Origin of the sequence: Grimontia celer, from assembly GCF_900055185.1 — a bacterium.
Lineage (GTDB): Bacteria > Pseudomonadota > Gammaproteobacteria > Enterobacterales > Vibrionaceae > Enterovibrio > Enterovibrio celer.
This window is the reverse complement of record NZ_FIZX01000001.1, coordinates 1097869-1122743: the sequence shown is the minus strand read 5'-3', so window position 1 is coordinate 1122743 and position 24875 is coordinate 1097869. Positions and strand designations below refer to the sequence as shown.

Annotated in this window: 21 protein-coding genes; 12 read left to right on the top strand and 9 right to left on the bottom strand. The window is 48.1% G+C overall.

Annotated elements, in window-relative coordinates; translation table 11 throughout:
• Positions 1-127 precede the first annotated feature (127 nt).
• Genes GCE9029_RS05015 through GCE9029_RS05005 form a run of 3 tightly spaced genes read right to left on the bottom strand, consistent with a single transcriptional unit; the run spans position 128 to position 4354 of the window.
• The gene (locus GCE9029_RS05015; protein ID WP_062661354.1) at positions 128-1243 is read right to left on the bottom strand and encodes a lipocalin-like domain-containing protein; all 1116 of its coding nucleotides are present in this window, start codon (positions 1241-1243) and stop codon (positions 128-130) included.
• Positions 1243-3702, bottom strand: a complete 2460-nt coding sequence (locus tag GCE9029_RS05010; RefSeq protein WP_062661352.1) for an ABC transporter permease — start codon at positions 3700-3702, stop codon at positions 1243-1245. Before GCE9029_RS05010 ends, GCE9029_RS05015 begins: the two co-directional genes overlap by 1 nt.
• Positions 3683-4354: an ABC transporter ATP-binding protein gene (locus GCE9029_RS05005; protein ID WP_062663129.1), complete on the bottom strand. Its 672-nt coding sequence runs from the start codon at positions 4352-4354 to the stop codon at positions 3683-3685. Before GCE9029_RS05005 ends, GCE9029_RS05010 begins: the two co-directional genes overlap by 20 nt.
• A 395-nt stretch (positions 4355-4749) precedes the next feature.
• Here GCE9029_RS05005 and GCE9029_RS05000 point away from each other — a divergent pair, with 395 nt between their 5' ends.
• Positions 4750-6213 carry a DUF2867 domain-containing protein gene (locus tag GCE9029_RS05000; RefSeq protein WP_197475322.1) on the top strand — a complete coding sequence of 488 codons (1464 nt, stop codon included), beginning with the start codon at positions 4750-4752 and terminating at the stop codon, positions 6211-6213.
• A gap of 11 nt (positions 6214-6224) precedes the next feature.
• Here the strand turns inward: GCE9029_RS05000 and GCE9029_RS04995 are convergent, their stop codons facing one another.
• From GCE9029_RS04995 to rsuA, 3 genes are all read right to left on the bottom strand, one after another.
• Positions 6225-6878 (bottom strand): DUF2913 family protein, encoded by a 654-nt coding sequence (locus tag GCE9029_RS04995; protein WP_062661349.1) that lies wholly within the window; start codon positions 6876-6878, stop codon positions 6225-6227.
• A gap of 4 nt (positions 6879-6882) precedes the next feature.
• Entirely contained in the window at positions 6883-8082 is a 1200-nt protein-coding gene (locus GCE9029_RS04990) for a Bcr/CflA family multidrug efflux MFS transporter (protein WP_062661347.1), read from the bottom strand.
• A gap of 255 nt (positions 8083-8337) precedes the next feature.
• Positions 8338-9042 (bottom strand): 16S rRNA pseudouridine(516) synthase RsuA, encoded by a 705-nt coding sequence (gene rsuA / locus GCE9029_RS04985; protein ID WP_062661345.1) that lies wholly within the window; start codon positions 9040-9042, stop codon positions 8338-8340.
• Positions 9043-9311: 269 nt separating this feature from the next.
• On the opposite strand from rsuA, the gene GCE9029_RS04980 reads away from it, so the two are divergent.
• The 3 genes from GCE9029_RS04980 to rplY all read left to right on the top strand — a co-directional run bounded on the left by GCE9029_RS04980 (position 9312) and on the right by rplY (position 12095).
• The gene (locus GCE9029_RS04980) at positions 9312-9779 is read left to right on the top strand and encodes a GNAT family N-acetyltransferase (protein WP_062661343.1); all 468 of its coding nucleotides are present in this window, start codon (positions 9312-9314) and stop codon (positions 9777-9779) included.
• Between the two features lie 59 nt (positions 9780-9838).
• Positions 9839-11614 (top strand): DNA repair helicase RadD, encoded by a 1776-nt coding sequence (radD, locus tag GCE9029_RS04975; RefSeq protein WP_062661341.1) that lies wholly within the window; start codon positions 9839-9841, stop codon positions 11612-11614.
• Positions 11615-11816: 202 nt separating this feature from the next.
• Entirely contained in the window at positions 11817-12095 is a 279-nt protein-coding gene (rplY, locus tag GCE9029_RS04970; RefSeq protein WP_062661339.1) for a 50S ribosomal protein L25, read from the top strand.
• Positions 12096-12168: 73 nt separating this feature from the next.
• Here rplY and GCE9029_RS04965 read toward each other — a convergent pair whose 3' ends face one another.
• Positions 12169-12432 carry a DUF1289 domain-containing protein gene (locus GCE9029_RS04965; protein WP_062663128.1) on the bottom strand — a complete coding sequence of 88 codons (264 nt, stop codon included), beginning with the start codon at positions 12430-12432 and terminating at the stop codon, positions 12169-12171.
• A 264-nt stretch (positions 12433-12696) separates the two neighbouring features.
• Between GCE9029_RS04965 and GCE9029_RS04960 the strand changes: the two genes are divergently transcribed.
• The gene (locus GCE9029_RS04960; RefSeq protein WP_062661337.1) at positions 12697-13008 is read left to right on the top strand and encodes a hypothetical protein; all 312 of its coding nucleotides are present in this window, start codon (positions 12697-12699) and stop codon (positions 13006-13008) included.
• 70 nt (positions 13009-13078) lie between these two features.
• Here GCE9029_RS04960 and GCE9029_RS04955 read toward each other — a convergent pair whose 3' ends face one another.
• On the bottom strand, positions 13079-15436 hold the full coding sequence (locus GCE9029_RS04955) for a DNA polymerase II (protein ID WP_062663127.1): 2358 nt from the start codon (positions 15434-15436) through the stop codon (positions 13079-13081).
• Between the two features lie 158 nt (positions 15437-15594).
• Here GCE9029_RS04955 and GCE9029_RS04950 point away from each other — a divergent pair, with 158 nt between their 5' ends.
• The 6 genes from GCE9029_RS04950 to GCE9029_RS04925 all read left to right on the top strand — a co-directional run bounded on the left by GCE9029_RS04950 (position 15595) and on the right by GCE9029_RS04925 (position 22808).
• On the top strand, positions 15595-16344 hold the full coding sequence (locus tag GCE9029_RS04950; protein ID WP_231870041.1) for a winged helix-turn-helix domain-containing protein: 750 nt from the start codon (positions 15595-15597) through the stop codon (positions 16342-16344).
• Positions 16344-18842, top strand: a complete 2499-nt coding sequence (locus tag GCE9029_RS04945; RefSeq protein WP_062661335.1) for a PAS-domain containing protein — start codon at positions 16344-16346, stop codon at positions 18840-18842. The genes GCE9029_RS04950 and GCE9029_RS04945 overlap by 1 nt, the downstream gene beginning before the upstream one ends.
• Before the next feature lie 104 nt (positions 18843-18946).
• Positions 18947-19969, top strand: coding sequence for a sugar ABC transporter substrate-binding protein (locus tag GCE9029_RS04940; protein WP_062661333.1), 1023 nt, complete (start codon positions 18947-18949; stop codon positions 19967-19969).
• Positions 19970-20056: 87 nt separating this feature from the next.
• Entirely contained in the window at positions 20057-21097 is a 1041-nt protein-coding gene (locus tag GCE9029_RS04935) for an ABC transporter permease (protein ID WP_002542253.1), read from the top strand.
• On the top strand, positions 21094-21891 hold the full coding sequence (locus GCE9029_RS04930) for an ATP-binding cassette domain-containing protein (RefSeq protein ID WP_062661331.1): 798 nt from the start codon (positions 21094-21096) through the stop codon (positions 21889-21891). The genes GCE9029_RS04935 and GCE9029_RS04930 overlap by 4 nt, the downstream gene beginning before the upstream one ends.
• A 44-nt stretch (positions 21892-21935) precedes the next feature.
• Positions 21936-22808 (top strand): substrate-binding domain-containing protein, encoded by an 873-nt coding sequence (locus GCE9029_RS04925; protein ID WP_231870040.1) that lies wholly within the window; start codon positions 21936-21938, stop codon positions 22806-22808.
• 16 nt (positions 22809-22824) lie between these two features.
• Here GCE9029_RS04925 and GCE9029_RS04920 read toward each other — a convergent pair whose 3' ends face one another.
• Entirely contained in the window at positions 22825-23736 is a 912-nt protein-coding gene (locus GCE9029_RS04920) for a DMT family transporter (protein ID WP_062661328.1), read from the bottom strand.
• 214 nt (positions 23737-23950) lie between these two features.
• Here GCE9029_RS04920 and GCE9029_RS04915 point away from each other — a divergent pair, with 214 nt between their 5' ends.
• A complete protein-coding gene (locus GCE9029_RS04915) occupies positions 23951-24640 on the top strand; it encodes a DUF2786 domain-containing protein (RefSeq protein ID WP_062661326.1) in 690 nt (229 codons plus the stop codon).
• Positions 24641-24875 lie beyond the last annotated feature (235 nt).

Sequence of the window (24875 nt, the reverse complement as noted above, 5' to 3'; positions counted from 1 at the left end):
TGTTAATAGTCATATTAACCATAGACTTTGAGGGGAAAGAGAACAATACACGGGAGTTCAAATCACTGTGGTGATTCAGAACTTGTACAGCATCGTGATGAATAGTGAAGTAGATAACCGCTAGGAACTAATAACCGGTTGCTTCCATAAATCCTATGCCACTAGCAGAACCATTGATCAAAATTGGCCCTTCCCAATAAGGAAAAGTAAACGGCAACCAGTTCTGTTCATGAACGGGTTTAGTGGTCAACAGAATATCATGCGAAGGAACTTTGACCTGCCATTTGATGGGTAAATGACGTCCTGTAGGCATTTTGGCAAATGCAATAGGTACCAAGTCGATGTCACTGTTATTAAGCGTTGTAGAGAGTCCTGTTGAACTGGTGATTGATCCGAAGCGATAAGGCGCTTGCTCCCCTCGAACCTGGACCACCATTAATGATCGTCCGTCATCAAGGTGGATAGAAAACCAATCCCAGCCTAACTGATCTTCGCTCAGTGCCTCAGTACTCCATTCACGGTCAACCCAGCCTTTTCCGGAAACCTTAACAGATTTACCGCCTAATTCGAGCACTCCTTCCATCGCGACTGCAGGAACGCTGAAGTAGTAAGAAGCAACACCTTTTTCTGCATGTTTTTGGCTGTACCCATTGTCGCCTTGAAGGATCTCCGGCAGGGTCTGGGACATTGCCAATTTAAACGAGAAATCTTTGTCCGCGGCTTGGAGTTTTGCAGGAAATGGCTTATCGCCTTTTCCACGCCACTGCCAGTTATCAAGCCATACGTTGAATGGCTTATCAGCAACACCCGCTTGTCCAATACCACCTCGTGAAAAGCGTTCAGCAGAATAAACGCCTTCTTTGCTGGTCACGACAGCATGTGCCATAAATATCTGATTGTTTTCCCAGCCTTCTCCCATTGCTGGGGAAAGCGCTGAACGGAACAATGTCCACTGTATGCCATATTGGTTTCCGGATTCATCCTGAAGATTGCCGGTGACATACCACCACTCCTGACGAAAGTCGTCATGTGACCCGTAATCTATTGGAAACTGAATATCTGTTCCGGGAACAACTTTCGCAAACTCATCGGCATTGGCTGCGACTAAAGCTGCAACTGCGCTTCTATTCGGCGGATCGTCTTTCAAAAGCACGGAACCAAACAGCGCCAGTAGACACAGCAAAACGGCGAAGCTCCAGCCAATGACTGTCAGCATAAAGGGTTGTGGTTTCATGTCGCGCATTACTGAGCTTCCCGCAAGGAGAGAATTGCTGAGCGTTTAATCAAACGCCACACAGGCCAACACCCTGCCAATAGCAACGTGAGCAAAGAGCCACCCAAGGTGATGAGATAACTGGTCGGGAAATAGGACACCGACATCGTCCAGCCAAACGAATATTTCAGCACAATGTTGATCAAGACTTCGGCAATGATAAGACCAAGTGGCAAGGCAAAGAGCGCGGAGAATAAGCCAATCAGCATTAGCTGACCGCCACCTAAGAAAGCCAGCTCTCTGCCAGATATTCCCATATAGCGGAGCAATGCGTATTGACGTTGACGAGATAACTCCGTTGCTAGCGTCGAGAAAAACAGCCCGCAAATCGCAATGATCAAAGTTAGGGTACAAAGTGTGTCTGTGACGAGGAATGTGCGATCAAAGATACGCATTGCCGTTGCTAGAATATCTCTTTGATTGCTGACCTGCGTCTCCTGCAGGTTAAACTGCTTACGCATCTGATCAACCAGAACGCTTTCATCCGCATCTTGATTAAAGAGTGCCGCCACGCCAACCCGCCCTGAGTCTTGAATCCAGGGAATTAATGACGAGCGATTAGAAATGATGACCTGACTGTAGGGGTTGCCGTAGTCAAAGTAAATGCCAGCGACTTTCCAGCCATCTCCAAGAGGTGCTGGCAGTGAAATGCTGTCTCCCGGCTGCGCGTCAAATTTAAGCGCAAGAGACTCGCTCAGCATCATGGATTTACCTTGGTGAAGATGGTTCCAATAGTCTGGCGCAGCCACTTTAATCGCCAAAGCTTCACGCTCTTCAGCGCTGGTACCAATACTGTGAATTTCAACAATGCCCTGAGCGGTGTCTATTTCATGTCGCCATTGGACCAGACTGCGTTTCACCTCTTCCTGATTTTCTAGCCAATCTGAAAGCTGTTGGGCAACTTCTTTTTCCGGCTTCACATAGATGTCTGCCGCGAGTCTTTGTTGTAACCAACTTTCCGTTGTAGTCCTAAAGCTACCCACCATGGTTTCCATGCCAATGTTCGTAGCAATAGCCATCATAAATGCCATGGCCGCTATACCACGATAGCTCAGGCTCGCGGATGCATCGGATAAGAACCAACGAAGGCGCGCTATTTTGATTTTATCGGAAAGCAGCAGAAAGCATTTCCACATCATAAATGGCAGCAATAAACCACCGCTGATAAGGATAAGCGCAATAAGTGTAAAACCCTGAGCCTGGCTCTGGGGCGCACTGTAAACCAACAGCGCGATAACAATTAAGATTGACGCAACGATGGCCTGCCAACTGAATTCTCGTCCAGAGAAGCTAACAAGTGACATGCGTTTTGATAACCGCGCAGGTGGCGTTGTCAGCAATCGGTACAAAGGCCAGCCTGATGCCAAAGCAAAACCGCATACGCCTAAAAGGAAGCTGTAGAATCCCCACTCCCACTGCCAATGCAAGGTAAGATCGACGTTGGCGCCATAAAGATCACTCAGCGTTGTTGCTACGGTCGGCATGAGTTTTTGCGCCAGTACTAGCCCTGCAATGTTACCGCCAATCAAACCCATAAAGAGCCAAACCAGCATTTCCAGGCTAACAACCCAAGCCAACGATTTTCGTCCAACGCCTAATTCCCGCATCAAGCCGACCAGCGGCTGGCGTTGCGCCATTGAAAGGGAAATCGCCTGATAGAAAATGAACAGACCCACAACGAAAGCCAGCAAACCCATGGCAAACAGGTTTAGGTGGAAAGCGCGGGTTAAAGGACCCAGCTGTGCTGTTTCGGTTCGGGATAGTGTGATAGTTGATGGAAGAACGTCACGCAACGCGTCTCTCTCAGCTTTGTCCATCGCACCACAATAGATCAGTTTGAAACCGTCATGATCTGACAAACCACGAATTACCGACATGTCGCCGAAAATACGGGTACCTGAGCCAATCTGACCGCCCTCAACCAATTTGATTGGACCAATTTCCCTGCCATCTTGGAGGCGGATTTTTTGTCCATCAACCCATCCAAGGTGACTCGCAAGTTCTGTGCTGACCCACTGGGTAGAAAATCCATCCCGTAAGGGCTGTTTTGCCGCAGCAGAATCCGGGTTGGCAACGTTAAAGGCGAACATCGCAACGGTATCAACACCCATCAGTTGAATGTCGTGTCCATCCTGTGTCGAGGTTCGGTAAATATCTACTGGCACGCACTGATTAAACCCTGCCCGCCGCATAGAGATGTAGAGAGGTTCATCAATACGTTTGCCGCGCTCGCGGTGATGCAGCACATAAGGAAACGGATTGGTAAATAAGCTAGCGCCTTTTTGATAGCTGTCCTGCGCATGTTGATTGATCGACATAACGCCGACCAACAAGGCCACGCCGAGTGTTAATCCCAGCCAGACAAGAAGAACCTGAAACGGATGTCGGCGGTAGTGCCCGAATAGCGCTTTAGCTACGGGTACGTACATTTAGAACGCCCCCTTGTAGCGTGACACGATGACCGAGGTAGTCCGCCACTTTTTCACTGTGCGTGACAACAAGCAAAGTGCAATCGAGCGAATTGGTCAGTGTCGTCAGAAGTCGCATTACCGCATCAGCATTGCGTTCATCCAAGCTGCCCGTAGGTTCGTCGGCTAGCAAGATCTTTGGTTCCATATAAAGAGAGCGGGCAATTGCCGCGCGCTGTTGCTGCCCACCTGACACTTCCTCTGGATACCTACCCAGCAGTGGCATCAAATCAAGAGCGGAGAGGATTTGTCGCCACAAGCCATCATCATCATGAAGCCCTTTCAGTTGGCGGCAAAAACGGATGTTGTCTGCAATAGTGAGCGTTGGGAGAAGGTTGAATTGCTGGAAGACCATGCCGATGTTGTGGCGGCGAAAACGCGTTCGATCCCGCTCTTTCAAGTCATGGATAGGCGTACCGGCAACAATGATCTCACCCGAATCGGGATTATCCAGGCCACCAATCAGGTTGAGCAGCGTACTTTTGCCTGAACCACTCTCCCCCATCAACGCCACTTGGTCATGCTTAGCCAAGGATAGCTCTGCGCCTTGCAAAACTGGATGGAATTCCCCTCCATCAAGATAGCCTTTGCAAAGTCCAACCAGCTCTAGCATTTTTTCCCCTTGGTTTTTCCAACGAGCGTCGAAAAAGGTCGCGCGATTTTGTGATAGGTGAAGCAATTTACCGCAATCTTCTGCGTCAAGAAAGGTGTTTGAATCCACAGCACATTTTGACAATTAATCACAATCGCCTATTTAACCATCAATTCATGCAATCAATATCCAGCTTTAAAGGCACGGTAAATCACAGTTTTTTCGCTTTTTTTCAGATAGCCTTGATTCCTTGACACAGTGCTGACAACGGACAGTCACGCTTTTGGTTTCTAAATTGTCTTATTTCTCAATAAGCTCAATGCGATGAAGATCTGTGACAATGACAAAGAATACGAGCAACTCTCTCGCAGAGATCGCTCAATAGGAATGAAGTAGTTTGCGATGAGATTCAAAGTATGACGCCCAGTAAAAAGATTCTAGTGATCGGTGCAACGGGCTATGTGGGCAGTCATTTAGTGCCAAACTTGTTAGCCTTGGGCTATCAGGTTATCGCGACCAGCCGCTCATTAGAGACACTAAAACATCACGCTTGGCATTCTCACCCGCATGCCACCCTCGCTGAAGTAGACCTTATGGATGAGGGCGATCTTTCCTCAATTCTAGAAAGCGTTTCCGAGGTATTTTATCTCGTGCATGGTATGGCATCAGGTTCTGATTTCTATCAACATGAGCTCAACATGGCTCGGCATGTTTCCAATCAGGTAGCCAAAAGTAATGTGTCTCGGCTTATCTACCTGGGTGCTACGCAGCCGAGCAACGTCTGCTCCACCCACCTCGCCGCAAGAAAAGTCACTGGGAATATCCTGCGCGATTGCGGAAAGCAGGTTATTGAACTGCGCGCTGGCATCATTATTGGCAGTGGCTCCGCGGCGTTCGAAGTGATGCGGGATATCGTCTCCCACCTTCCTGTCATCACCACGCCAGTCTGGGTCCGTTCCAAATCCAGCCCGGTTGCGCTTGATACCATGATTGGCTACCTCACTAAACTCATTGAACTGCCCATCGAAGGCTCACCGATTTTTGATGTGAGCGGCCCAGAAATCATCAGCTACGAAGACCAAATGCGCCGATTTGCGCGCATTATCAACAAGCGGATCTTTATTGTTAAGATGCCTTTGTTAACACCCAAGATTTCCTCAATGTGGTTAACACTTGTTACGACCGTCCCCAAACCCATTGCCAGCTCACTGATTGATGGACTTATGTATGACTTGCTCCCTACCGGAAAAGACATCAGCACTCTTATTCCTGAGCCTCAACTTGGTTTTGAACAAGCCGTTGAATCCGCGCTCAGTAATGAAAGTGATGTCGTCAAAAATGATATCTGGGGCTTCGATCCCGATGCCATTGCCAGATGGCATCGCAACTATGGTTACTACCCTAAACACGCTGGCTTTACCGTTGAAACGGATGCTTCTGCCGAAGCTCTATGGACGAGCATTCAGAAAGTCGGCGGTGATGAAGGCTATTTCTTCGGGAACTGGCTCTGGAAAATACGGGCTTACATGGATGCAGCAATTGGTGGAAATGCGCTGAAAAAGCGCCGACCGCAAAGGCAATCACTTCAAACCGGCGACTATATCGATAGCTGGAAAGTTATCCAGTGCGCTCCTAATAAACACCTTTCCCTTTTGTTTGGAATGAAAGCGCCGGGATTAGGCCGTCTGGAATTTACGGTGAAGGACTTGGGAGAAACGCGTTTGTTGGATATCCGCGCCTGGTGGCACCCTGCGGGTTTCAGCGGACTGCTGTATTGGTTTGCGATGATGCCCGCTCACCTTTTTATCTTTAAAGGCATGGCTTTCGCCCTGGCAAAAAGTAGTGGCGCAAAGAAAACTCTTCCTTCGCGCCACACTTAACCTGCCAGCCTTTAAGGCTTCAGGCTGTCCGGCAACACAAGTAGTCGGTCTGCCTGGTTCTTTGGCCAAATCTGGTATTCACCGTGGTATTTCACGATGGATTTGTAGTCAGTTACTTTGGTCATCAGCATGCCGTGCTCGCGAACAGTTTCAATAAACCAAGGCTCTGGACCACGAACATAAAGGCTCATTGGTTTTATCAGCTCGCCTTCTTCATTGAAGCTTTTGTCCAAAGCAAGACTGCAAACTGCAAAGGAATGCTGACCGTCTGAAATCACACGCACCTTACGGTTGATCTCGTATTCGATGTGAATCATCCAATCCTCACCTTCGAGCGTGGCTACTAAGGCGTCAAACTGGCTTTTAGTAATCGCACTGTGCTCATCACCTTGCGGGAAGTGGTGATGATAAACGCTCGCGATATGTTGCATTTGGCCTTTAATGTTGGCGTGTTTGCCCATACTACGACCCTGCTGCACCCAGGCCGTCATTTCTTTAGAAACAGAATTTCCAAAGCGCTGTTTTTTTACTGCTTGGGCAACCCAACGGCAAAGGAAAGACTCTTCACTCACTGGGTTGCTTTGTAATTTACCGTTGGCCTTTGCTTCTTCGAGTTCAGCAAGGGCAGAATCCACGACGGATTTAATATCTTCGATGTAGCTCATTTTCTTATTTTTTCGCTAAGCCCCAGTAAAACAGGGCGGATAAAAACGCACACGCCGCCATAGCACCAGTCATCGGCCAGGCTGAATTCACGTGAATGACCGCAACTGTACCACCAACTATGGTGCCCGTACCAAATCTCAATGTTCCCGCCAGCGAGGACGCAGTGCCCGCAAGCTCGGGATACGCACTCAATACACAAGCCATGGAGTTGCTGCCAACAATAGAGATGGTGCCGACAAAGAACATAACGGGAATCACTGTTCCCCATAAGCCCCATTCAAAAGCTTGTCCCGCAATCAGAGCGATACCAGACAGAAGTTGAATCGTCAGGCCGATTTGCAACATCTTCTCACTGCCGATTTTGCGCACAAACTTACCATTAAAAGAGGTCATCACAATCAGACAGACGACGTTCAAGCCGAACAGATAACCAAAGTTCTGGGTACTTACGCCATAGTAGTCGATGTACACGAATGCACCGGCAGTCAGGAATGAGAACATGCCCGCGAAAGAAAAACCGGAAGCAAAGATATAGCCGACAGACTTTCTTGAACGTAGGATTTTCAAATAATTGCGCAGTGTTGAACCTAGACGAAGTGGTGGCCTACCCTGCACAGGCAAAGTTTCTGGAATCAAGGAAATCACCAAAACAATAACCAACGCAGCAAAGCCCGCTAACACCCAGAAAATCGAACGCCAGCCAAACCAAACTGCCAGGTAACCACCTATCATCGGCGCTGCCAGCGGAGCCACCGTCATCACCAGGGTGATAAACGACATGGTGCGCGCAAATTCTTCGCGGTCAAACATATCGCGTACCAATGCTTGGATAACAACCGCGGCTGCTGCCCCACAGAATCCTTGAGCAGCCCGAACATAGGTTAAGGTTTCAATATCAACCGCCAATGCACTGACAACCGCACCAACCAAGAAAAATGCGACACCGCCAATCAGGACAGGGCGTCGGCCATAGCTGTCAGAAATAGGGCCGTGAATCAACTGACCAACTGCAAAGCCTGCTGTATATGCCGCCAATGTCTGCTGAACTTGCCCTGGGGTGACGGACAAGTCACGGGCAATTTCGGGCATTGCCGGCAGGTACATATCAATAGCTAAAGGCGTGAGCGCGGCAATGGCACCGAGCACAAGGATCAAGAGAAAAGTCAGCTGTTGCTGCTGTTGGTTTACTGCATTCGTCGTCATGTATGCCTTGGTAAAAGAGGAGGTAGAGAAAAAGTTGCTTACCCTAACGGATTCAGAGATTCGCCTATACCCAATCGTCACAGCGTGAATGGGTATAGATCACATATTAACATCAAGATTCATTCCAGTGAGGAAATGATGCCTTTCTATCTGGATGTAGTCGATTACACCTTAATCTACTGAATTAGCAATTTATTATTCAGATCAAAAAGCGCTGCAAAGTTGACTTTGCAGCGCTTTATTTGAATAGGACTATTACTGCTTAGGTAAGAACAGGGCAATCTCTTCTTCGGTCAGCTCGCGGTACTCACCTGGCTCAAGCTCTTCATCAAGAATGAGGTCACCAATGGATTCGCGATGAAGACCAACTACCTTGTTGCCTACTGCCGCAAACATACGTTTTACCTGGTGGTATTTACCTTCGTGAATGGTCAGAAGTACTTCTTTTTCGTCAATCTGCTCCATCTGGGCAGGTAAGGTTTCAGTCTTCTCTCCGCGAAGCTTAATGCCTTCGGCAAAAGTCACAGCTACGCCCTCTTCCACCGCATCATCTAACCATACACGGTAAACTTTATCGCATTTATGCTTTGGTGACGTCACGCGGTGCGACCATTGGCCGTCATCAGTCAACAGCAAGAGGCCTGTGGTATCACAATCCAAACGGCCAGCAATGTGCAGTTTCTCAGCGCCAATTTCATCCAGCAGGATAAAAACCGTTGGATTGTAAGGGTCGTCGTGAGAACAAACATAGCCCTCTGGTTTGTTCATCATGTAGTAACGAGGACCTGACAGGCGCAGCAACATACCATCAAATTCTACATCTGCATCTTCGGCAATTTTGACGGCGCCGTTTTTAATCACTTCACCGTCAACCGTAACACGTTCTTCTTTGAGAACTTTAGCTGCTTGTTTGCGCGTTACGCCTACCGTTTCGCACAGGAATTTATCTAGCCTGATCATTGCTTCTCACCACATATTTCTTAGGGCGCGGATTATATACTTAAACTTTCTTTATAGGCAGCGTTTAAAGCGGCGCACCGAGTGTTTTGTCAGTAAAAGACGTAACCCTATATCTGTTCCCATTCCTAATTGTTGAAATTGCACTCTCGGATTCACTGTCTATAACTAAGAGATGCCGAACTTAACAAAAACGCCACAGTCTAAACTCGTGACTTCTAAAATATGATTATAATCTCCCATCGACTAACTTATTGATCAGGGAAGCATTTATGAAAATTACGCTGCAGTCGCCTTCCGTAGAGTCAATGCCACGTCTACTTGAACTTTCAAAGTTTATGCACGACCACGAAGCACTGACTTTTGATGTCGAACATGTGACTTCCGCATTCAGTTTCCTCATTGGACACCCTAACCATGGCGACGTTTTCCTTATCAGCGTTGATCAGGAAAACGAACAGGAAGTGATCGGATTCGTCGTTCTTTGTTACAGCTTCAGTATTGAGCTGGGCGGTCAGATTGCGGTGATTGACCAAATATTCCTTCAACAGGATTGGCGTCGCCAAGGTGTTGGCTCCCATGTGCTACCAAAAATCGAGGCTCATGCTGAAGAGAAAGAATGTAGGGCTGTTATCCTCGAAGTGAATATCGGTAACAGCGGTGCCCGAGAGTTTTACGAGCAGTTTGACTACATTGCCCGTCGCCAGCATTGCATCATGTCCAAGCGTTTATCACGCTAGCCTTTATATCGTGTGACAGATACACTGGGCAGCCTTGAATTGGCTGCCTTTTTGATTCCATGTATACCCTCCGCCCCTATCAGGCTGACGCTGTTAAAGCAGTCGTCCACTACTTTCGAAACAACACCACCCCAGCCGTTGCGGTGCTTCCTACCGGTGCAGGGAAAAGTCTGGTTATCGCAGAACTGGCGAAGTTGGCACGTGGTCGCGTTTTGGTGCTTGCCCACGTAAAAGAACTCGTCGAGCAAAACCACGAAAAGTATGAAGGGTATGGGCTGAAAGGTGGGATTTTCTCTGCGGGCCTCGGCAGAAAAGAAAGTGGTGATAAAGTCGTGTTTGCTTCTGTGCAATCCGTGGTGCGAAATCTCGACGCTTTCAAAGACCAGTTTTCTTTATTGGTTATTGATGAATGCCACCGCGTACCAGATAACGAAGACAGCAGTTATCGCAAAGTCATTTCCCACCTTCAAACCGTTAACCCTGGCATCAAGGTATTGGGGCTAACTGCTACGCCATATCGACTCGGTATGGGCTGGATTTATCAATATCACACCGCTGGACGTGTTCGCAGCGAGAAACCCAGATTCTTCCGCGATTGTATCTTCGAGCTTCCAATCCGGTTCTTGTTGGATGAAGGCTTTTTAACGGAAGCAAAGATCCTCGATGCACCTGTATTGAGCTACGATTTTTCATCACTCAAAGCGTCACCAACCGGATTCTATAAAGAAGCGGATTTGGACCGCGTGATAGAAAACGCACCAAGAGCAACGCCTCAAATCATTAATCAGGTTCTAGATTACGCCAAAGAACGGCATGGTGTGATGATCTTTGCCGCCACGGTAAAACACGCTCAAGAAATTCTCACTCTATTGCCTGAGAACGAATCGGCGCTCGTCATCGGTGATACAGCGCAAGATGAACGTGACAACATAATTCAGCGCTTTAAAAAGCGGGAAATTAAGTATCTGGTCAACGTTTCAGTGCTGACAACCGGCTTCGATGCGCCACATGTCGATCTCATTGCCATCTTGCGTCCGACAGAATCTGTCAGCTTGTATCAGCAAATCGCAGGACGGGGATTACGCCTCTCTCCCGGTAAGACTGACTGTTTGATTCTGGATTATGCAGGCAATGTCTACGACCTATACCAACCTGAAATTGGTGATCCTAAGCCGGATAGCGACAGCGAAATCGTTACTGTTCCCTGCCCCGCCTGTGGCTTTAACAACAATTTCTGGGGCAAGTTGGATAACAATGGTTTTCTCATTGAACACTATGGCCGTCGCTGTCAGGGCTTCTTTGAAGACGATGATGGCGAACGTGAAATCTGTGGCTATCGTTTTCGCGCCAAGTTCTGCAGCGAGTGTGGCGCAGACAATGACATCGCAGCGAGACGCTGTCATCAGTGCGACCACGCTTTGGTCGATCCTGACAAAAAGCTGAGAGACGCCTTAAAGCTCAAAGATGCCATGATCATGGCCTGTGCTGATATGCGGTTAACGGCAGGTAAAAACAAGTTCGATAAACCACAGTTAAAAGTCACCTACGTCGGGCAGGATGGCGCGGAAATTCATGAAGTCTGGCCCCTTTCGACCAAACGCCAAAAAGACGAATTTCTCGCTAAGTTCATTAACCCACATTTGGTTGACCGACACAGACCTTTTACCGACACTGCGCCATCTAAAGTTGCGCGTGCAGAGCACAGGCTGAGATTTCCAGACTTTATTGTGGCGAGAAAGAATGGGCGGTTTTGGGCGATTAGGGATAAAATCTTCGACCTGAATCAGTTTGCCTCGCAACAGGAAATCAGGACCATGCTAACCAGCGTGGCTTAGGCAGGAAAATCACAAAACCTAACTCAAACTTGATGATTAAAAACTCAATACGCACAAGTACTCAGCATTCATGCATTAAATCACTGGTAACGCTTGTTATTACCTAGTCTCAATGTTAGTATCCGCGCTCGATTTACTTGGTACTTAGTTTGGTCGCAAATCTAGGTACTTATTTTCAACTCTCTATTTAAGAGTATTTATTATGAAATTCGAAGCAGTAGTACGTACTGAGCAGGGTAAAGGTGCGAGCCGCCGCCTGCGTCACACTGATCAATTCCCAGCAGTAGTTTACGGTGGCGAAGCAGCTCCTGTAGCAATCGCTCTGGACCACAAAAAAGTGATCACTCAAATGGACAAGCCTGAGTTCTACGAAGCGATTACTCTGGTTATCGACGGTGCTGAAGTTAACGTTAAGCCTCAGGACATCCAACGTCACCCGTTCAAGCCAAAAGTTATGCACATGGATTTCATCCGCATCTAATTGCGTTTGAGCTTGAATTGAAAAAGCGCCTCTCGAGGCGCTTTTTTTGTATTCGCTGTTTGTCGTCAGCTAATTAGTCTTCATCACCAAACAGGGACCGTTGTGGGCTGGCCTCTTCTACATTTCCTTCAGCCTCTTTCGCCAATTTAGCCCGCATCACACGCACGTAACGCTGCTTACAAAGTCGAATCACGTTGCGTCTTTGCTCACCGGTAAAATCATTCCAGTGAAAGCGCTCTTCCCTGCTTCGAAAGCAACCTTTGCAATAGCCTTTGTTATTCACCTGACACACACCAATGCAAGGGCTGGGCACGGTAAAGAAATCGAGTTGTTCCATACACCCTCCGATGTCGTTTGTGTCTGTGTTTTCATTCAAGCGAGTTTTCACTCGAAAAGCAAATTTCCTTCTGTAACACGCTGATATTAACTTTAAACCCAATCATTTCCGCTTAGGTGATTTCTACTAGTGAAATAAAATTCCATTGCGTTTAGTGGTCTAAATTTGTTAAGTTGACCACATAACCTTTTGGGTTAACGCCTTTTTGCAGTACAGAGCTCCAACTCTGGAAGGCGCAAGGATGATTGTTATTTAGGAGGAGTTATGTCGTTTTTCGTCCCGTCCGCTGAGTCCCAAGATCACGCAGAATCTATTTACCTAGCCATTGCTAAACACGTTGATGCCCCAGTAAACGATTCACGCATTGAGAGCCTGACGTGGGAACATGAAGGTCAGGAAGTGATGGCTAAAGTTGGCGATAAACTACCAGCTTGCTTTGGCACTGACGATGAAGTTATTCTCGCGATTTTTGATTGTGGAGATGTGTATAAAGTATGCACACCAAACCGTGGTGCAGTCTGCTTTGACCCGGTTGTCGCCTCTCGCACTTACGTTTCAAGCGTCGATTTCTTCTAGTACGAAGTATTTTGAATACAAAGAGCCGGGTATTTATTGCCCGGCTCTTTGTTTTTATTCGTTGATGAAACTAGAACAACCCCAACTGCGGCATCGCCAAATCATCAAAGTTCTTACCAATAAAGGGCAATATGCCGTCTGCAATCGGCTTCAGTTGCTTGTCGACGTAATGTTGATAGTCATAAGGACTGTCCAATGCTTCTAACGGCTCGGCGCCGTTAACTGTGATCACATACTCAATCCAGCCCCCGTGCTGGTACTGAAGATTACGCCCTAACTTCTTATTCGCTTCATCGGCTTTGCGTGCCGCTTTCACATGCGGTGGCACATTCTTCTCATAGTCCGAAAGCTTACGGCGAAGGCGTTTACGATAGATAAGTTGCGAATCATTGTTACCACGTAATGTATCTTCAACCGTATTTCGCACGTATTCTTCCACCTCTTCCCCGTCGAAAACTTTCTGATACAAGGTTTGTTGGAATGCCTGCGCCAAGGGCGTCCAGTCTGTCCGAACCGTTTCCAATCCTTTATAGACAATACGTCGCTCACCATCTTTATTGACCAAACCCGCATAGCGCTTTTTACTGCCCGTATCCTGTCCGCGAATCGTTGGCATCAGGAACTTCTGGTAGTGAGTTTCGTACTCAATCTCAAGCGCGGAGTTAATTTCATAGTTTTCGGTTAAGTGGTTAATCCACCACGCGTTAATATGTTCCACCAGCGCTTGACCTACTTCATCCGCCTCTTCGTTTGAATAGAGCCTTCCTAGCGAAACAAAGGTCGAGTCAGTATCACCATAAATGACTTCATACCCTTTCGCTTCAATTAGCTCACGGGTGGTCTTCATAATTTCATGACCACGCATGGTGATCGACGAAGCCAATCGATGATCAAAGAAGCGGCAGCCCGATGAACCCAAGACGCCGTAAAAAGAGTTCATGATGATCTTAATCGCCTGTGAGAACGCCTTTTCGCCTTTTTGCTTGGCTTCGTCGCGGGCTTTCCAAAGGTTTTCGATCAATGACGGCAGGAAGTGTTTTTCGCGGTGAAAAACGCCACCTCGGAAACCTGGAACACTGGTTTCCTGAGCTTGAAGCCCTTCAATCAAACCTAGTGGATCGATCAGGAATGTACGGATGATGGAGGGATACAGAGATTTAAAATCCAACACCAGCACTGAATCATACAAGCCAGGCTTACTGTCCATCACATAACCACCAGGGCTGGCAATCCAATTTTCGCTGGCTAGCGTTGGCGCGATATAACCAGCACGATGCAACCTTGGCATGTAGAGATTGGTAAACGCAGCGACTGAACCACCAATACGGTCCAGTTCAATACCCGTTAAACGGCTGCGCTGGATAAGAAATTCCAATAAGTGGGTTTGCTCAAAAATGCGGTTTACCAGCACACAGTCCTGTAGGTTGTATTTGGCAAGCGCTGGTTTGTCATCTCGGAACATCCGGTTGATGGAGTCCATGCGATCGTAGGGATTATCAATCGCTTTGCCTTCGCCGAACATTTCACGGGATACAGATTCAAGCGACCAGGAACGAAAGCTGTATGTCGCCGTTTTCAGCGCATCAATGCCATCAATCACCACACGCCCTGGCAGAGTGATAAAGCCTTGTCGACTGTTTGAAGAATCTCGCCAATGTGCCTTTTCGCCACCGCGTCCTAATCGTAAATCCAGCTTGTGGAATGCAGCGCGTTTGACCAGAAGCCTGAAGTCAAAATCAATCACACTCCATCCCACGATGACATCGGGATCAAAGGTGACAAACCAATCATTCAAGGCTTTCAGCAAGTAATATTCTGATGGTACCCACTGAATCCAAGGATATTCATCAGCATTGGCTGGCTTGTCGCCAATCATGATGACACGGCTATCACGCTCGCTATCCAGGCCTATTGAGTAAAGTACGCCCTTCTCAGAGCACTCGATATCGAGTGACACGCGGGAAAGTGCAGTGGAATAATCCGATGATTTTGTTTTGGCTTCGCGATATTCCACAAAGCCTCTGCGTTGGGTCGCCTTACCAGCGAAAGTTAAGCCGCCGCAGATAAACCTCTCCATCAGATAGCGATCAGGCAAACGGACATCTGATTCGAGGGTATCAATCTCTTCCATCTGAAGAAGACGGCTTGCACGATTGGCAGCGTTGATCGTATTGAAGTAAAAACCAGATACCGTTTGAAGAGCAAAGTCTTTCAAAGGCAGTTCGCGGCAAGTGAAGGCGATACCTGCGGTATTGAGTATTGTCTGAGCCTGATTCACATGAACGGACGCAACAAAAAACACTGGCTTTTCGCCCGTGACAATCAATTTCGCGGGCCCATTATCGGTCTGAACCCAGAATGTCAGCTCAGTCTGTTCACCGATATCACGACTGTGTCGACTGATTAAAAAACCGTCTTGATACTGCAAGTTAGCCTCAGAAATAGCAATCTCACGTGCAGTATACCCCAGCTCGTCGCCTATCGTTGATTTTATCTGTACGTACAAACAGTATTTGATTCATTCTCAGAATTCCTCCATTCAATTCAGTAGCCTACTGCTATAGTTCCTAAGTCAATGGAGGAAGTATGATGAGCAGTCAGGTCTCACATATCGTCGTCGTCGATGACGAGCAGGAAGTGAGAGACGTCCTAGCCGATGCCTTAACTCAGGTAGGTTACAACGTCACTAAAGCAAGTAATGGTGACCAGCTTAGGGCAGCCAGCGATATCGATTTGGCTGTGATAGATCTCCGTCTAAACAACGAAGATGGTCTCCAATTAGCGCGTCAACTCAGGGAAAGCAGCGATATTCCCATTATGATGCTCACTGGCAAAGGCGATGCTACCGATTTGATTATTGGACTGGAAGTCGCCGCCGATGATTACATGATGAAGCCCTTCAACCTGCGCGAGTTCACCGCCCGGGTGAATGCGTTGCTTCGTCGAAGCAAAAAATCACAGGCGATTGAATCCAAACCGGTCGAGAGTGACGAAACCCTCTATCAATTTTCTAATTGGACGCTCAACCTTTCCCGACGCCAACTCATTCATACCAATGGGTATCAAGCCGACCTGACTTATGGTGAGTTTTCTCTCCTCGAGGCCTTCATTTCCTCCCCCCAGCGAGTCTTGACCCGTGAGCAACTGATGGAGAAAACACATGGATTCGACAGTGATTCGATGGACAGAACTATAGATGTATTAGTGGTTAGGCTCAGGCGGAAAATCGAACCAAACCCTCGAATTCCCTCCTTAATTAAAACTGAGCGGGGTCTCGGTTATCGCTTTGACTGCTCCGTTGTCCAAGTCATGAATTCGGCATTAAGCGATCAGTAATGCGAAGCCAAAGTATTCGCCCGCATTTAATGCTAACACTGTCGGTGTTATTGCTTCTCACCACACTAATGGCGGGCTTTTCCCTGTTTACGTTATGGCAGAATCAATACCTGCTCGATCGCGTCACGGAAACTACTCTGACCGATACGCAAACGGCATTGAATCTCTCTGAAGGTGTTGCTCAAATTGCAGCAATGGCGCCTTATACCGCTTCCTCTGCTCGCCCTTTTCAGGTACAAAACGAAAAAGCCCAGCTCTACGCCAGAGCAAAAGCATTGCGGGAGAATGCCGCCAAACTGACAAATCCAGATTATGCCCTAGAGCTTGGGAAACGTTATCAAGAAGTAGAAAACACGCTCACCAAACTGATGGCCAACGTCGAAAGTGAATTGTTTATTCGCGAAGACTTGATGGCCCAGCAGTTCTCGCTGGATGAACTTGAAACCTATTCATTTGGCAAAGGATTTGTCGATGCTTTCCGCAAGGATCCCACCCGGATCCAGTCAGGATGGATAGAACAGGTGATGGTCAGCATTGAAAAAGCAGCCGTTAACAATCCCACTTTGTCTCGTAGTGTTTCACCAGTGCTGGCAACCCTGTCCCGCAGTAACGAACAAATCAACGCATTGCGTTCAGAAAACGCCTTCTTACTGGCCTCTATTCGCGCGCAGTCAGAGAGAATGGCTGACTACGTGACGGAGATTGTTCAAACCCATCAGAATGATGTCAACGAACAGCAACTCCTCGCAAGAAAAGCCATCAATCATGTTGCGCTGCTTATGGCATTCATCCTACTCTCTCTCACCGTTGGCGTGTTCTACCTCTATCGTTTTAATGATCGCATGGCAAAAGACCTTCAACGAGTCACTGATGAAATGATTAGCCTCGCCAGTGGTAACACAGAACATGAACCTATCAACATTCCCCGTCAGGATGAAATCGGTAAGCTCGCGAGTGCTTTCAAAGCGTTCCAATACAATGCAATCGAAAAAGCTCGTGTCACAGGCGACTTGTCTCGCCAGAAGCTTCTGTTAGAAACCTTGTTCCACGATATGCAGGATGGACTAAGTGCCTTTGACAAAGACAACCGCCTGTTGGTCTGGAACCGCAAGTATGTTGCATTGCTGGGGATTAATCCCCAAAAGTTAAATGAAGGCATGCATATTGAAGATGTTCAGGCATTGATAACGCCTTCACTGTTGCAAAGTGATCAGGAATCTCTCGATGAAAAAGAGACCATTGCACAGCGCCACATGGAGCCACAGGTGTTTGAACGTCAATTCAAGGACGGCAGAATCGTCGAATACCGAAGCCAACCCCTTCCTTCGGGCGGCTTTATCACCCTGTACCGAGATTTAACCGAAAGCCGTCAGATAGATCTGAAATTACGTCAGGCGCAGAAAATGGAAACGCTGGGACAGCTGACTGGCGGCATCGCACATGACTTCAATAATCTGCTCTCAGCCCTTGGTGGCAACCTTGAACTGTTGGATATGAATGCCCCGCTTGAGGGAAACAACAGAACCTATCTAAACCGCGCCCTATCGGTTACAGAGAAAGGCACACAATTAGTCGACAGGCTACTGGCTTTCAGCCGCCGACAGCCGCTTCATCCAGAACCCGTAAACCTAGAACAAACGTTGTGGGAACTTGCCGATCTTCTGGAATACACGCTGGATGGCACAAGCCGACTGTCACTGGATCTTTCTGAACATGAAAGCTGGGTTTACCTGGATAAAAGTGGATTGGAGAACGCGTTGATCAACATGCTTCTCAATGCCAATACCGCGATGCCAGAAGGTGGCATCGTCACCCTTTCTAGCCGTGCCTGTCAGATGCTCGATGGTAATCAGGAAGCGGTATTGTTGGAGATTTCTGATACCGGCAATGGCATTGCAGCGGATGTGATGACCAAAGTGATGGAGCCCTTTTTCACCACCAAAGAAAAGGGGCAAGGCAGCGGCCTTGGCTTGAGCATGGTGTATGGCTTTGTCGAGCAATCCCATGGTGAAATTGCTATCAGCTCGCGGTTGGGCGTTGGCACTCAAATCAGCATTATGTTTCCCCTCACGCAGGAAAAACGTAGCGATAACGCTTCAGAATTGCTCCCTGAAACCGTTACCCGTGTTGGCAACCGTAGGGTTTTGTTGGTGGATGATGATGATGATGTATCCCTACCCATCAAAGCCCTTCTGGAAAACGACGGCGCAAAAGTCACAGTGGTTCATTCAGCGAGCGAAGCGCTGACAACACTTCAAGATATCTCCTTCGATTGTGTACTCAGTGACATCAATCTTGGCAGCAAAGAAACCGGGATTTGGCTGCGCAGCAAAGCGCTTAATCTATTCCCTGACCTTCACTTTGTTCTGATGTCTGGACTCCCTGCCAGCCAGCTTTCTGAGCAATTTGGCTACCAACCTGACTGGCCTTTGATCACAAAACCAATAAGTTATCGTCAGCTTCACTTATCTCTCTTTCCAACACATTCAAACAGTTAGCCGCTTTATTTCAATTGTGAACAGCAAGATTCACGAATTGAAACCGTTCATTCGTTTTCATTTGCCAGTGTATTTGAAAAGACAAAGACACAAGGAGATCTGCTATGAAAACGCTGTTACGCAAAACCGCTATTGCCGCTATGTTTGCAGCCTTGCCGCTGGCACAGGCTTCCGCAGAAGAAGTGCTAATTGGTCTTATTACCAAAACCAATACCAATCCATTTTTCGTGAAAATGAAGGAAGGCGCTGAAGCAAAAGCAAGTGACTTGGGCGCAAAAGTCAGTTCATTCGCAGGCCGTTTCGACGGTGATACTGACTCTCAGGTTCAGGCAATTGAGAATCTGGTTGCCGCCGGTGCAAAAGGGATTCTCATCACCCCTAGCGATCCACAGGCACTCGCACCGGTTGTCAAACGCGCCCGTGACGCAGGCGTGCTTGTTATCGCGCTGGACACCCCGTTCTCCCCTGCCAGCGTCGCTGATGCCACCTTTGCAACAGACAATTTCAAGGCTGGCGAAATGATCGGACAGTGGGCGAAGGCAAAGTTGGGTGACAACGCAAAAGACGCCCGAATCGCGCTGCTGGATTTGAGCACCGCCAACATCACTGTCGATGTTGCGCGTAATCAGGGATTTCTCACAGGATTTGGTATCGATACTAAAAATCCCGATATTAACCGCGACGAAGATGACTCTCGCATCGTGGGTAACGACGTGACCCAAGGTTCAGAGGAAGGCGGCCGCCGCGCAATGGAAAACCTGCTCCAGAAAGATCCCAGCGTAAACCTCGTCTACACCATCAATGAACCTGCTGCAGCTGGCGCTTATGAAGCCCTCAAAGCGGTAGGCCGTGAAGATGACGTAATTATTGTTTCTGTCGATGGCGGCTGCCCAGGTGTGGATAACGTCGAAGCAGGGGTGATCGGCGCGACGTCTATGCAGTTCCCTCTCAAGATGGCATCACTGGGTGTCGAAGCGGTGGTGGAATACGCGAAATCTGGCGTAAAACCGGGTGCGACACCGGGCAAATCGTTCTTTGATACCGGCGTAGAACTTATCACTGATGAGCCTGTTAACGGTGTGTCTTCATCTACCTCGAAAGAAGGTAAAGGCAAGTGCTGGGGCTAACCCCTTTGTTTCGAGAGGGAGCCATTCCCTCTCTTTTCTTATCTCGGACATTTCCTGTCTGGACACGGACGCACTCAGGAGCAATAAATGTCATCTTCATCTGAACAAAACCGCACCCTTGGAGACCAACTCCATCAAGGTTTTAGCGTTGGACAGCGTATTCAACTCTATTTACATAATCACCCAACAGCCGCCCCTTTTCTCGTTCTGATCATTGCTGTTGCGGTATTTTCCACCTTGGTTGGCGATCGTTTCTTCCACCCGTTTAATCTTTCTCTGGTGCTACAGCAAGTTACTATCATTGGTGTCATTGGAATCGCGCAAACCCTGATTATTCTGACCGCGGGCATTGATTTGTCGGTCGGTGCCATCATGGTCCTCACTTCTGTGGTGATGGGAAGATCAGCCATAGACTATGGCTTTTCCGCCCCCGTTGCTTTGTTGGCAGGATTATCCGTCGGCGCAATATGCGGCTTAATCAACGGCCTTTTAGTCTCACGGATTAAGCTCCCGCCGTTTATTGCCACATTGGGTACGTGGAACATCTTTTTTGCTTTGAACCTTTGGTATTCGAACAGCCAGACAATCCGCTCTCAAGTCATTGACCAGCAAGCTCCACTGTTACAGTGGCTTGGCAATACTATTGAGTTCTTTGGTGCTCGCATCGCCTACAGTTCCATCTTTATGCTGCTGCTATTTGTGATCATCTGGTATGCCCTCAACTGGACAGCTTGGGGGCGGCACGTTTACGCAACGGGCGATGACCCCGATGCGGCTCGACTTGCCGGTATCCGAACACGCAAAATTCTGCTGTCAGTTTACATACTCGCTGGCGTGATATGTGGTCTTGCGGCCTGGGTACTGATTGGACGAATCGGCTCAGTCAGTCCACAAGCTGGTTTCACCGCCAATCTGGACTCCATTACCGCCGTAGTGATCGGCGGAACCAGTCTCTTTGGCGGTCGAGGCTCTATCTTTGGCACTTTAATTGGGGCGCTGATTGTTGGCGTATTTAGAAACGGGCTGGCGTTACTGGGTGTTGACGTACTCTGGCAGGAGTTCACTGTCGGCATTCTCATCATCGTGGCAGTCAGTATCGACCAATGGATCCGGAGGGTGGCATCATGAGTAGTGAAAACAATACGCCTGTACTTCAAGCCAGAGGGCTGGTTAAGCGCTATGGTCGCGTTACCGCGCTAGATGGCGCCGATTTCGACTTGATGCCCGGAGAAATTCTGGCTGTTATCGGCGACAACGGCGCCGGGAAATCCAGTTTGATCAAAGCACTTTCTGGCGCACTGATCCCCGACGCTGGGGAAATCATTTTGGATGGAGAGCGCGTTAAGTTCTCCAACCCAATGCAAGCCCGTGAAGCCGGTATCGAAACGGTTTACCAGAACCTGGCGGTTTCCCCTGCCCTCAATATCGCAGACAACCTCTTTTTGGGTCGGGAAATTCGTCATTCCGACTGGCGCGGCAAATGGTTCCGCATGCTGGACAAGAAAGCGATGCGAGATAAAGCCAAGGAAAAGCTCACAGAGCTTGGTTTAATGACGATTCAGGACATCACTCAGGCCGTAGAAACGCTCTCAGGAGGGCAACGCCAAGGGGTTGCCGTGGCCCGTTCTGCTCTGTTTGGCTCAAAAGTTGTGATTATGGATGAACCCACCGCCGCTTTGGGCGTGAAGGAATCCCGGCGGGTGTTGGATTTGATCCTCGAAGTGAAAAACCGTGGGCTTCCTGTGGTGCTGATCAGCCATAACATGCCTCACGTTTTTGAAGTGGCTGATCGTGTCCACATTCACCGCCTGGGCAAGCGGGTGGACATCATCACTCCGCAGACCCACACTATGAATGATGCCGTCGCAATCATGACGGGGGCAATGGAACCGGGGCAAACCATCGAAACGTCTGAGGCTTAGCTTGCATGCCGAAAGCGCTACTTATAGTTATTCTTTTCATTTTGATGCAGCCGCCCGCCGCGGCTGCCATCAAAGCCGGAGTCAGCGTCACTGATCTCACTAATCCCTATTTCATTACTGTGGTGCGTACGATCAAAGAGGAAGTTTCCAATCGCTTTGGTGATGACAGCGTCCTTCTTGTTCGCTCAAGTGCCTATGACCACCCAAGGCAAGTTCGCCAACTTGATGAATTTATGGCTGAAGAAGTAGATGTGGTATTTCTTGTTGCCTCAGACGAACACAAAATTGGTCCCACCGTTCAAAAACTTTCCAATGCCGGTATTCCGGTGTTCGCAATTGACGTGCGAGCTGATGGAGCAACTGCCACTGTAACGACCGATAACATCCGTGCGGGACAGGTCGCCTGCGATGGCTTAGCTCGTGTTCTTGACGGACAAGGAAATGTACTTATCATTAACGGGCCGCAGGTGTCTGCGGCTGTAGAGCGTGTTCAGGGCTGTAAAGAGGCACTATCCAAACATCCGAAACTCCATTTACTGGGAGACTCACTGAATGGCACTGGCAGTGTTGAAGGTGGACTGGAGAAAATGGCTTATGCCTTGCAGCTTTATGATGATATTGACGGCATTTTTGCCATCAATGATCGTACAGCTTTGGGGGCTGAAAGCGCGCTACTTCAGGCTAACTCCAAAGCAGTGATTATTTCTGTTGATGGCAGTCCAGATGCAAAAACCGCTTTTCTTGAACGCAGACCAAACTGGATTGGCTCCTCTATTCAATCGCCGGAAACGATGAGTCGTGAGGCCGTTCAGATAGCTGCAAAGTGGCTTAAAGAAGGACAAATCGAAGAAGTAAACGTGCTTATTCCCACTCGATTGATGACGTCCGAAAATGCGTCCAGTTTTAAGGAGTGGTAACCAAGTCCCGTTAACCTTAGTCCCTTGCCAATGACGATTGCTTATTCTCTTTGCCCAGAAAGGTCACGGTTATACCGAACAGAATCACTGCAGCAGAGATGACCATTCTCAATGTCAGCGTTTCATCCATCAGCATGTAACCAGCAATCGCCGCAATGATTGGTACTGATAACTGCATAACGCCAGCTTGAGTCGCTTTGAACTGCTGAACGACACCATACCAAATTGCATAACCAATCGCAGACGCCCCTGCACCAGATAGAACCGCCAACCAAATACCCGCCGAAGACACAGTATTCATTGGAATGTTGAGCAAAAAGAATGGGACTACGAAAAAGATACTCAAACGGAAGTTAATACAGTTAGCTGGGAGCTGCGGCACTTTCATTTCCTTTCCAAGCACGCTGTAAATGCCCCATGCCACGCCAGAAATCGCCATCAAGCCTGCACCCCAAGTATCTGGCGCGTTCATTCCAGGAGAAACCATGTAACCGAGTCCTGCGACAGCAATTAATGCCCCGATATACTCTAATCCACTCGCGCCACCTTCCTTGTGGTGGCTGTATGCGAACATGGTAAGTTGAACGAAAGCGAACAGAATGAGCGCGCCAATACCGGTTTCCAGATACATATAGGCAAAGGAGAATGTCGCTGCATACAGAAATAGCATGGCTGCTGCGAGCCAATGTTCCATCGGTTGTTGAACCAATGCACATTTCGATGACTCACTGTCTTTGGAGCTAAAAATATAGGAGAGGATATAAAGCACCAACGCGCCCGATACCAAACGAATCGAAGTGAAAGACGCCGGATCTATATCGCTTTCCGCTAATGCCATTCGGCACAATACCGAATTGGCGGCAAAGAAGGTCATCGCGACCAAAGCCATCGTCAGGTTTTTCAGCGTTAACTTTGTCATGTGAACCATCTTCGCCGTCCTTATTTCATCACTTGCTAAATCTGACCGCCCTAGCCGACTTCCACTTTCACAACTTTGAGAAAAACCGGATATTTTGCAAAATGCCCCTGAACTTTTTCAAATTACCTTAACTGATTGATATTTGCTCAAGCATACGGCGAAGTTTGGTAAAACGGCCTGAAAGCGGTAAAATACTGCTCCCGTTTTTTCAGTGGTGAAGTGAATGTCTGAAGCGAAACGCAAAGCCCTAAAGAAAATTGCTAAGTGTCTGGAACTAAGTAATTCCTCTAACATCAATGAAGCAGCGCAAGCCATCAAAATGGCTCAGCGGTTGATGAAGAAGTATGGGCTTGATCAAGACGACATCGACTTTATCAGTATGGGCAAAACCACGTCAGAAACCCTGCTGCCAACTTCCATCAGTGACGCTATTCTCAAAATTATCCGTGGCATCAATACGCGCTTTGGCGTGGAGTGCGTGCTGACTAATTATAAAGGTCTAAAGAAAGCAGAGTTTATCGGCGATGCAGATCGTGCCATCTTTGCCGCTTTTGCTTTCGATATCGTCTACCGAGAAATGAACGAGCACATTGGCCAGTTCAGAAACAGTTTCCAGGGCTCAGGCACGTCGCAGGTAGAATTAAACCGTCGCGTTCAATCTTTCACCATGGGCTGGCTTGAAGGTGCACTCGCAAAACTGCCCAATATTGCCCCTGACGGTGATGCTGACAAAAAAATCAAAGACTACATCGATAAGCAGTTTGAAAATATCGATCGGGAAACATTTAAGCAGCAGTTGAAAGAAGCGATGAAAAACATCACTGACGATTACGAGAAAGGCATGCGGAAGGGAAAACAGGTCTCTGTAAGCCGACCAGTTTCGGGAGCACAAGCAGTCAAGCGCCTAGGATAGGCGCTTTTTTTACAATTGAGATCCATCCCCTGAATGGTAACTGACAATCTTGTAACTTACTGACTTTACATAAACTCACCGAAAAACCACTTCTTTTTGAACACTGTTGTATTAAAAAAGCCTGATTTTCTCATGTCGCTATTGTGTTGCAGAGTGTCAAGCCCTAGCCTAGCTTATTAAATCATCATATCAGTTGGTGATTGAAAAGATTTGCGAAAAGCAAACTCAAGGATGG

Bases quoted from the DNA above. Each gene is read 5' to 3' on its own strand.
- GCE9029_RS05015 (WP_062661354.1), bottom strand. From the start codon at position 1,243: ATGCGCGACATGAAACCACAACCCTTTATGCTGACAGTCATTGGCTGG.
- GCE9029_RS05010 (WP_062661352.1), bottom strand. From the start codon at position 3,702: ATGTACGTACCCGTAGCTAAAGCGCTATTCGGGCACTACCGCCGACAT.
- GCE9029_RS05005 (WP_062663129.1), bottom strand. From the start codon at position 4,354: ATGCTAGAGCTGGTTGGACTTTGCAAAGGCTATCTTGATGGAGGGGAA.
- GCE9029_RS05000 (WP_197475322.1), top strand. From the start codon at position 4,750: ATGACGCCCAGTAAAAAGATTCTAGTGATCGGTGCAACGGGCTATGTG.
- GCE9029_RS04995 (WP_062661349.1), bottom strand. From the start codon at position 6,878: ATGAGCTACATCGAAGATATTAAATCCGTCGTGGATTCTGCCCTTGCT.
- GCE9029_RS04990 (WP_062661347.1), bottom strand. From the start codon at position 8,082: ATGACGACGAATGCAGTAAACCAACAGCAGCAACAGCTGACTTTTCTC.
- rsuA (WP_062661345.1), bottom strand. From the start codon at position 9,042: ATGATCAGGCTAGATAAATTCCTGTGCGAAACGGTAGGCGTAACGCGC.
- GCE9029_RS04980 (WP_062661343.1), top strand. From the start codon at position 9,312: ATGAAAATTACGCTGCAGTCGCCTTCCGTAGAGTCAATGCCACGTCTA.
- radD (WP_062661341.1), top strand. From the start codon at position 9,839: ATGTATACCCTCCGCCCCTATCAGGCTGACGCTGTTAAAGCAGTCGTC.
- rplY (WP_062661339.1), top strand. From the start codon at position 11,817: ATGAAATTCGAAGCAGTAGTACGTACTGAGCAGGGTAAAGGTGCGAGC.
- GCE9029_RS04965 (WP_062663128.1), bottom strand. From the start codon at position 12,432: ATGGAACAACTCGATTTCTTTACCGTGCCCAGCCCTTGCATTGGTGTG.
- GCE9029_RS04960 (WP_062661337.1), top strand. From the start codon at position 12,697: ATGTCGTTTTTCGTCCCGTCCGCTGAGTCCCAAGATCACGCAGAATCT.
- GCE9029_RS04950 (WP_231870041.1), top strand. From the start codon at position 15,595: ATGATGAGCAGTCAGGTCTCACATATCGTCGTCGTCGATGACGAGCAG.
- GCE9029_RS04945 (WP_062661335.1), top strand. From the start codon at position 16,344: ATGCGAAGCCAAAGTATTCGCCCGCATTTAATGCTAACACTGTCGGTG.
- GCE9029_RS04940 (WP_062661333.1), top strand. From the start codon at position 18,947: ATGAAAACGCTGTTACGCAAAACCGCTATTGCCGCTATGTTTGCAGCC.
- GCE9029_RS04935 (WP_002542253.1), top strand. From the start codon at position 20,057: ATGTCATCTTCATCTGAACAAAACCGCACCCTTGGAGACCAACTCCAT.
- GCE9029_RS04930 (WP_062661331.1), top strand. From the start codon at position 21,094: ATGAGTAGTGAAAACAATACGCCTGTACTTCAAGCCAGAGGGCTGGTT.
- GCE9029_RS04925 (WP_231870040.1), top strand. From the start codon at position 21,936: ATGCAGCCGCCCGCCGCGGCTGCCATCAAAGCCGGAGTCAGCGTCACT.
- GCE9029_RS04920 (WP_062661328.1), bottom strand. From the start codon at position 23,736: ATGGTTCACATGACAAAGTTAACGCTGAAAAACCTGACGATGGCTTTG.
- GCE9029_RS04915 (WP_062661326.1), top strand. From the start codon at position 23,951: ATGTCTGAAGCGAAACGCAAAGCCCTAAAGAAAATTGCTAAGTGTCTG.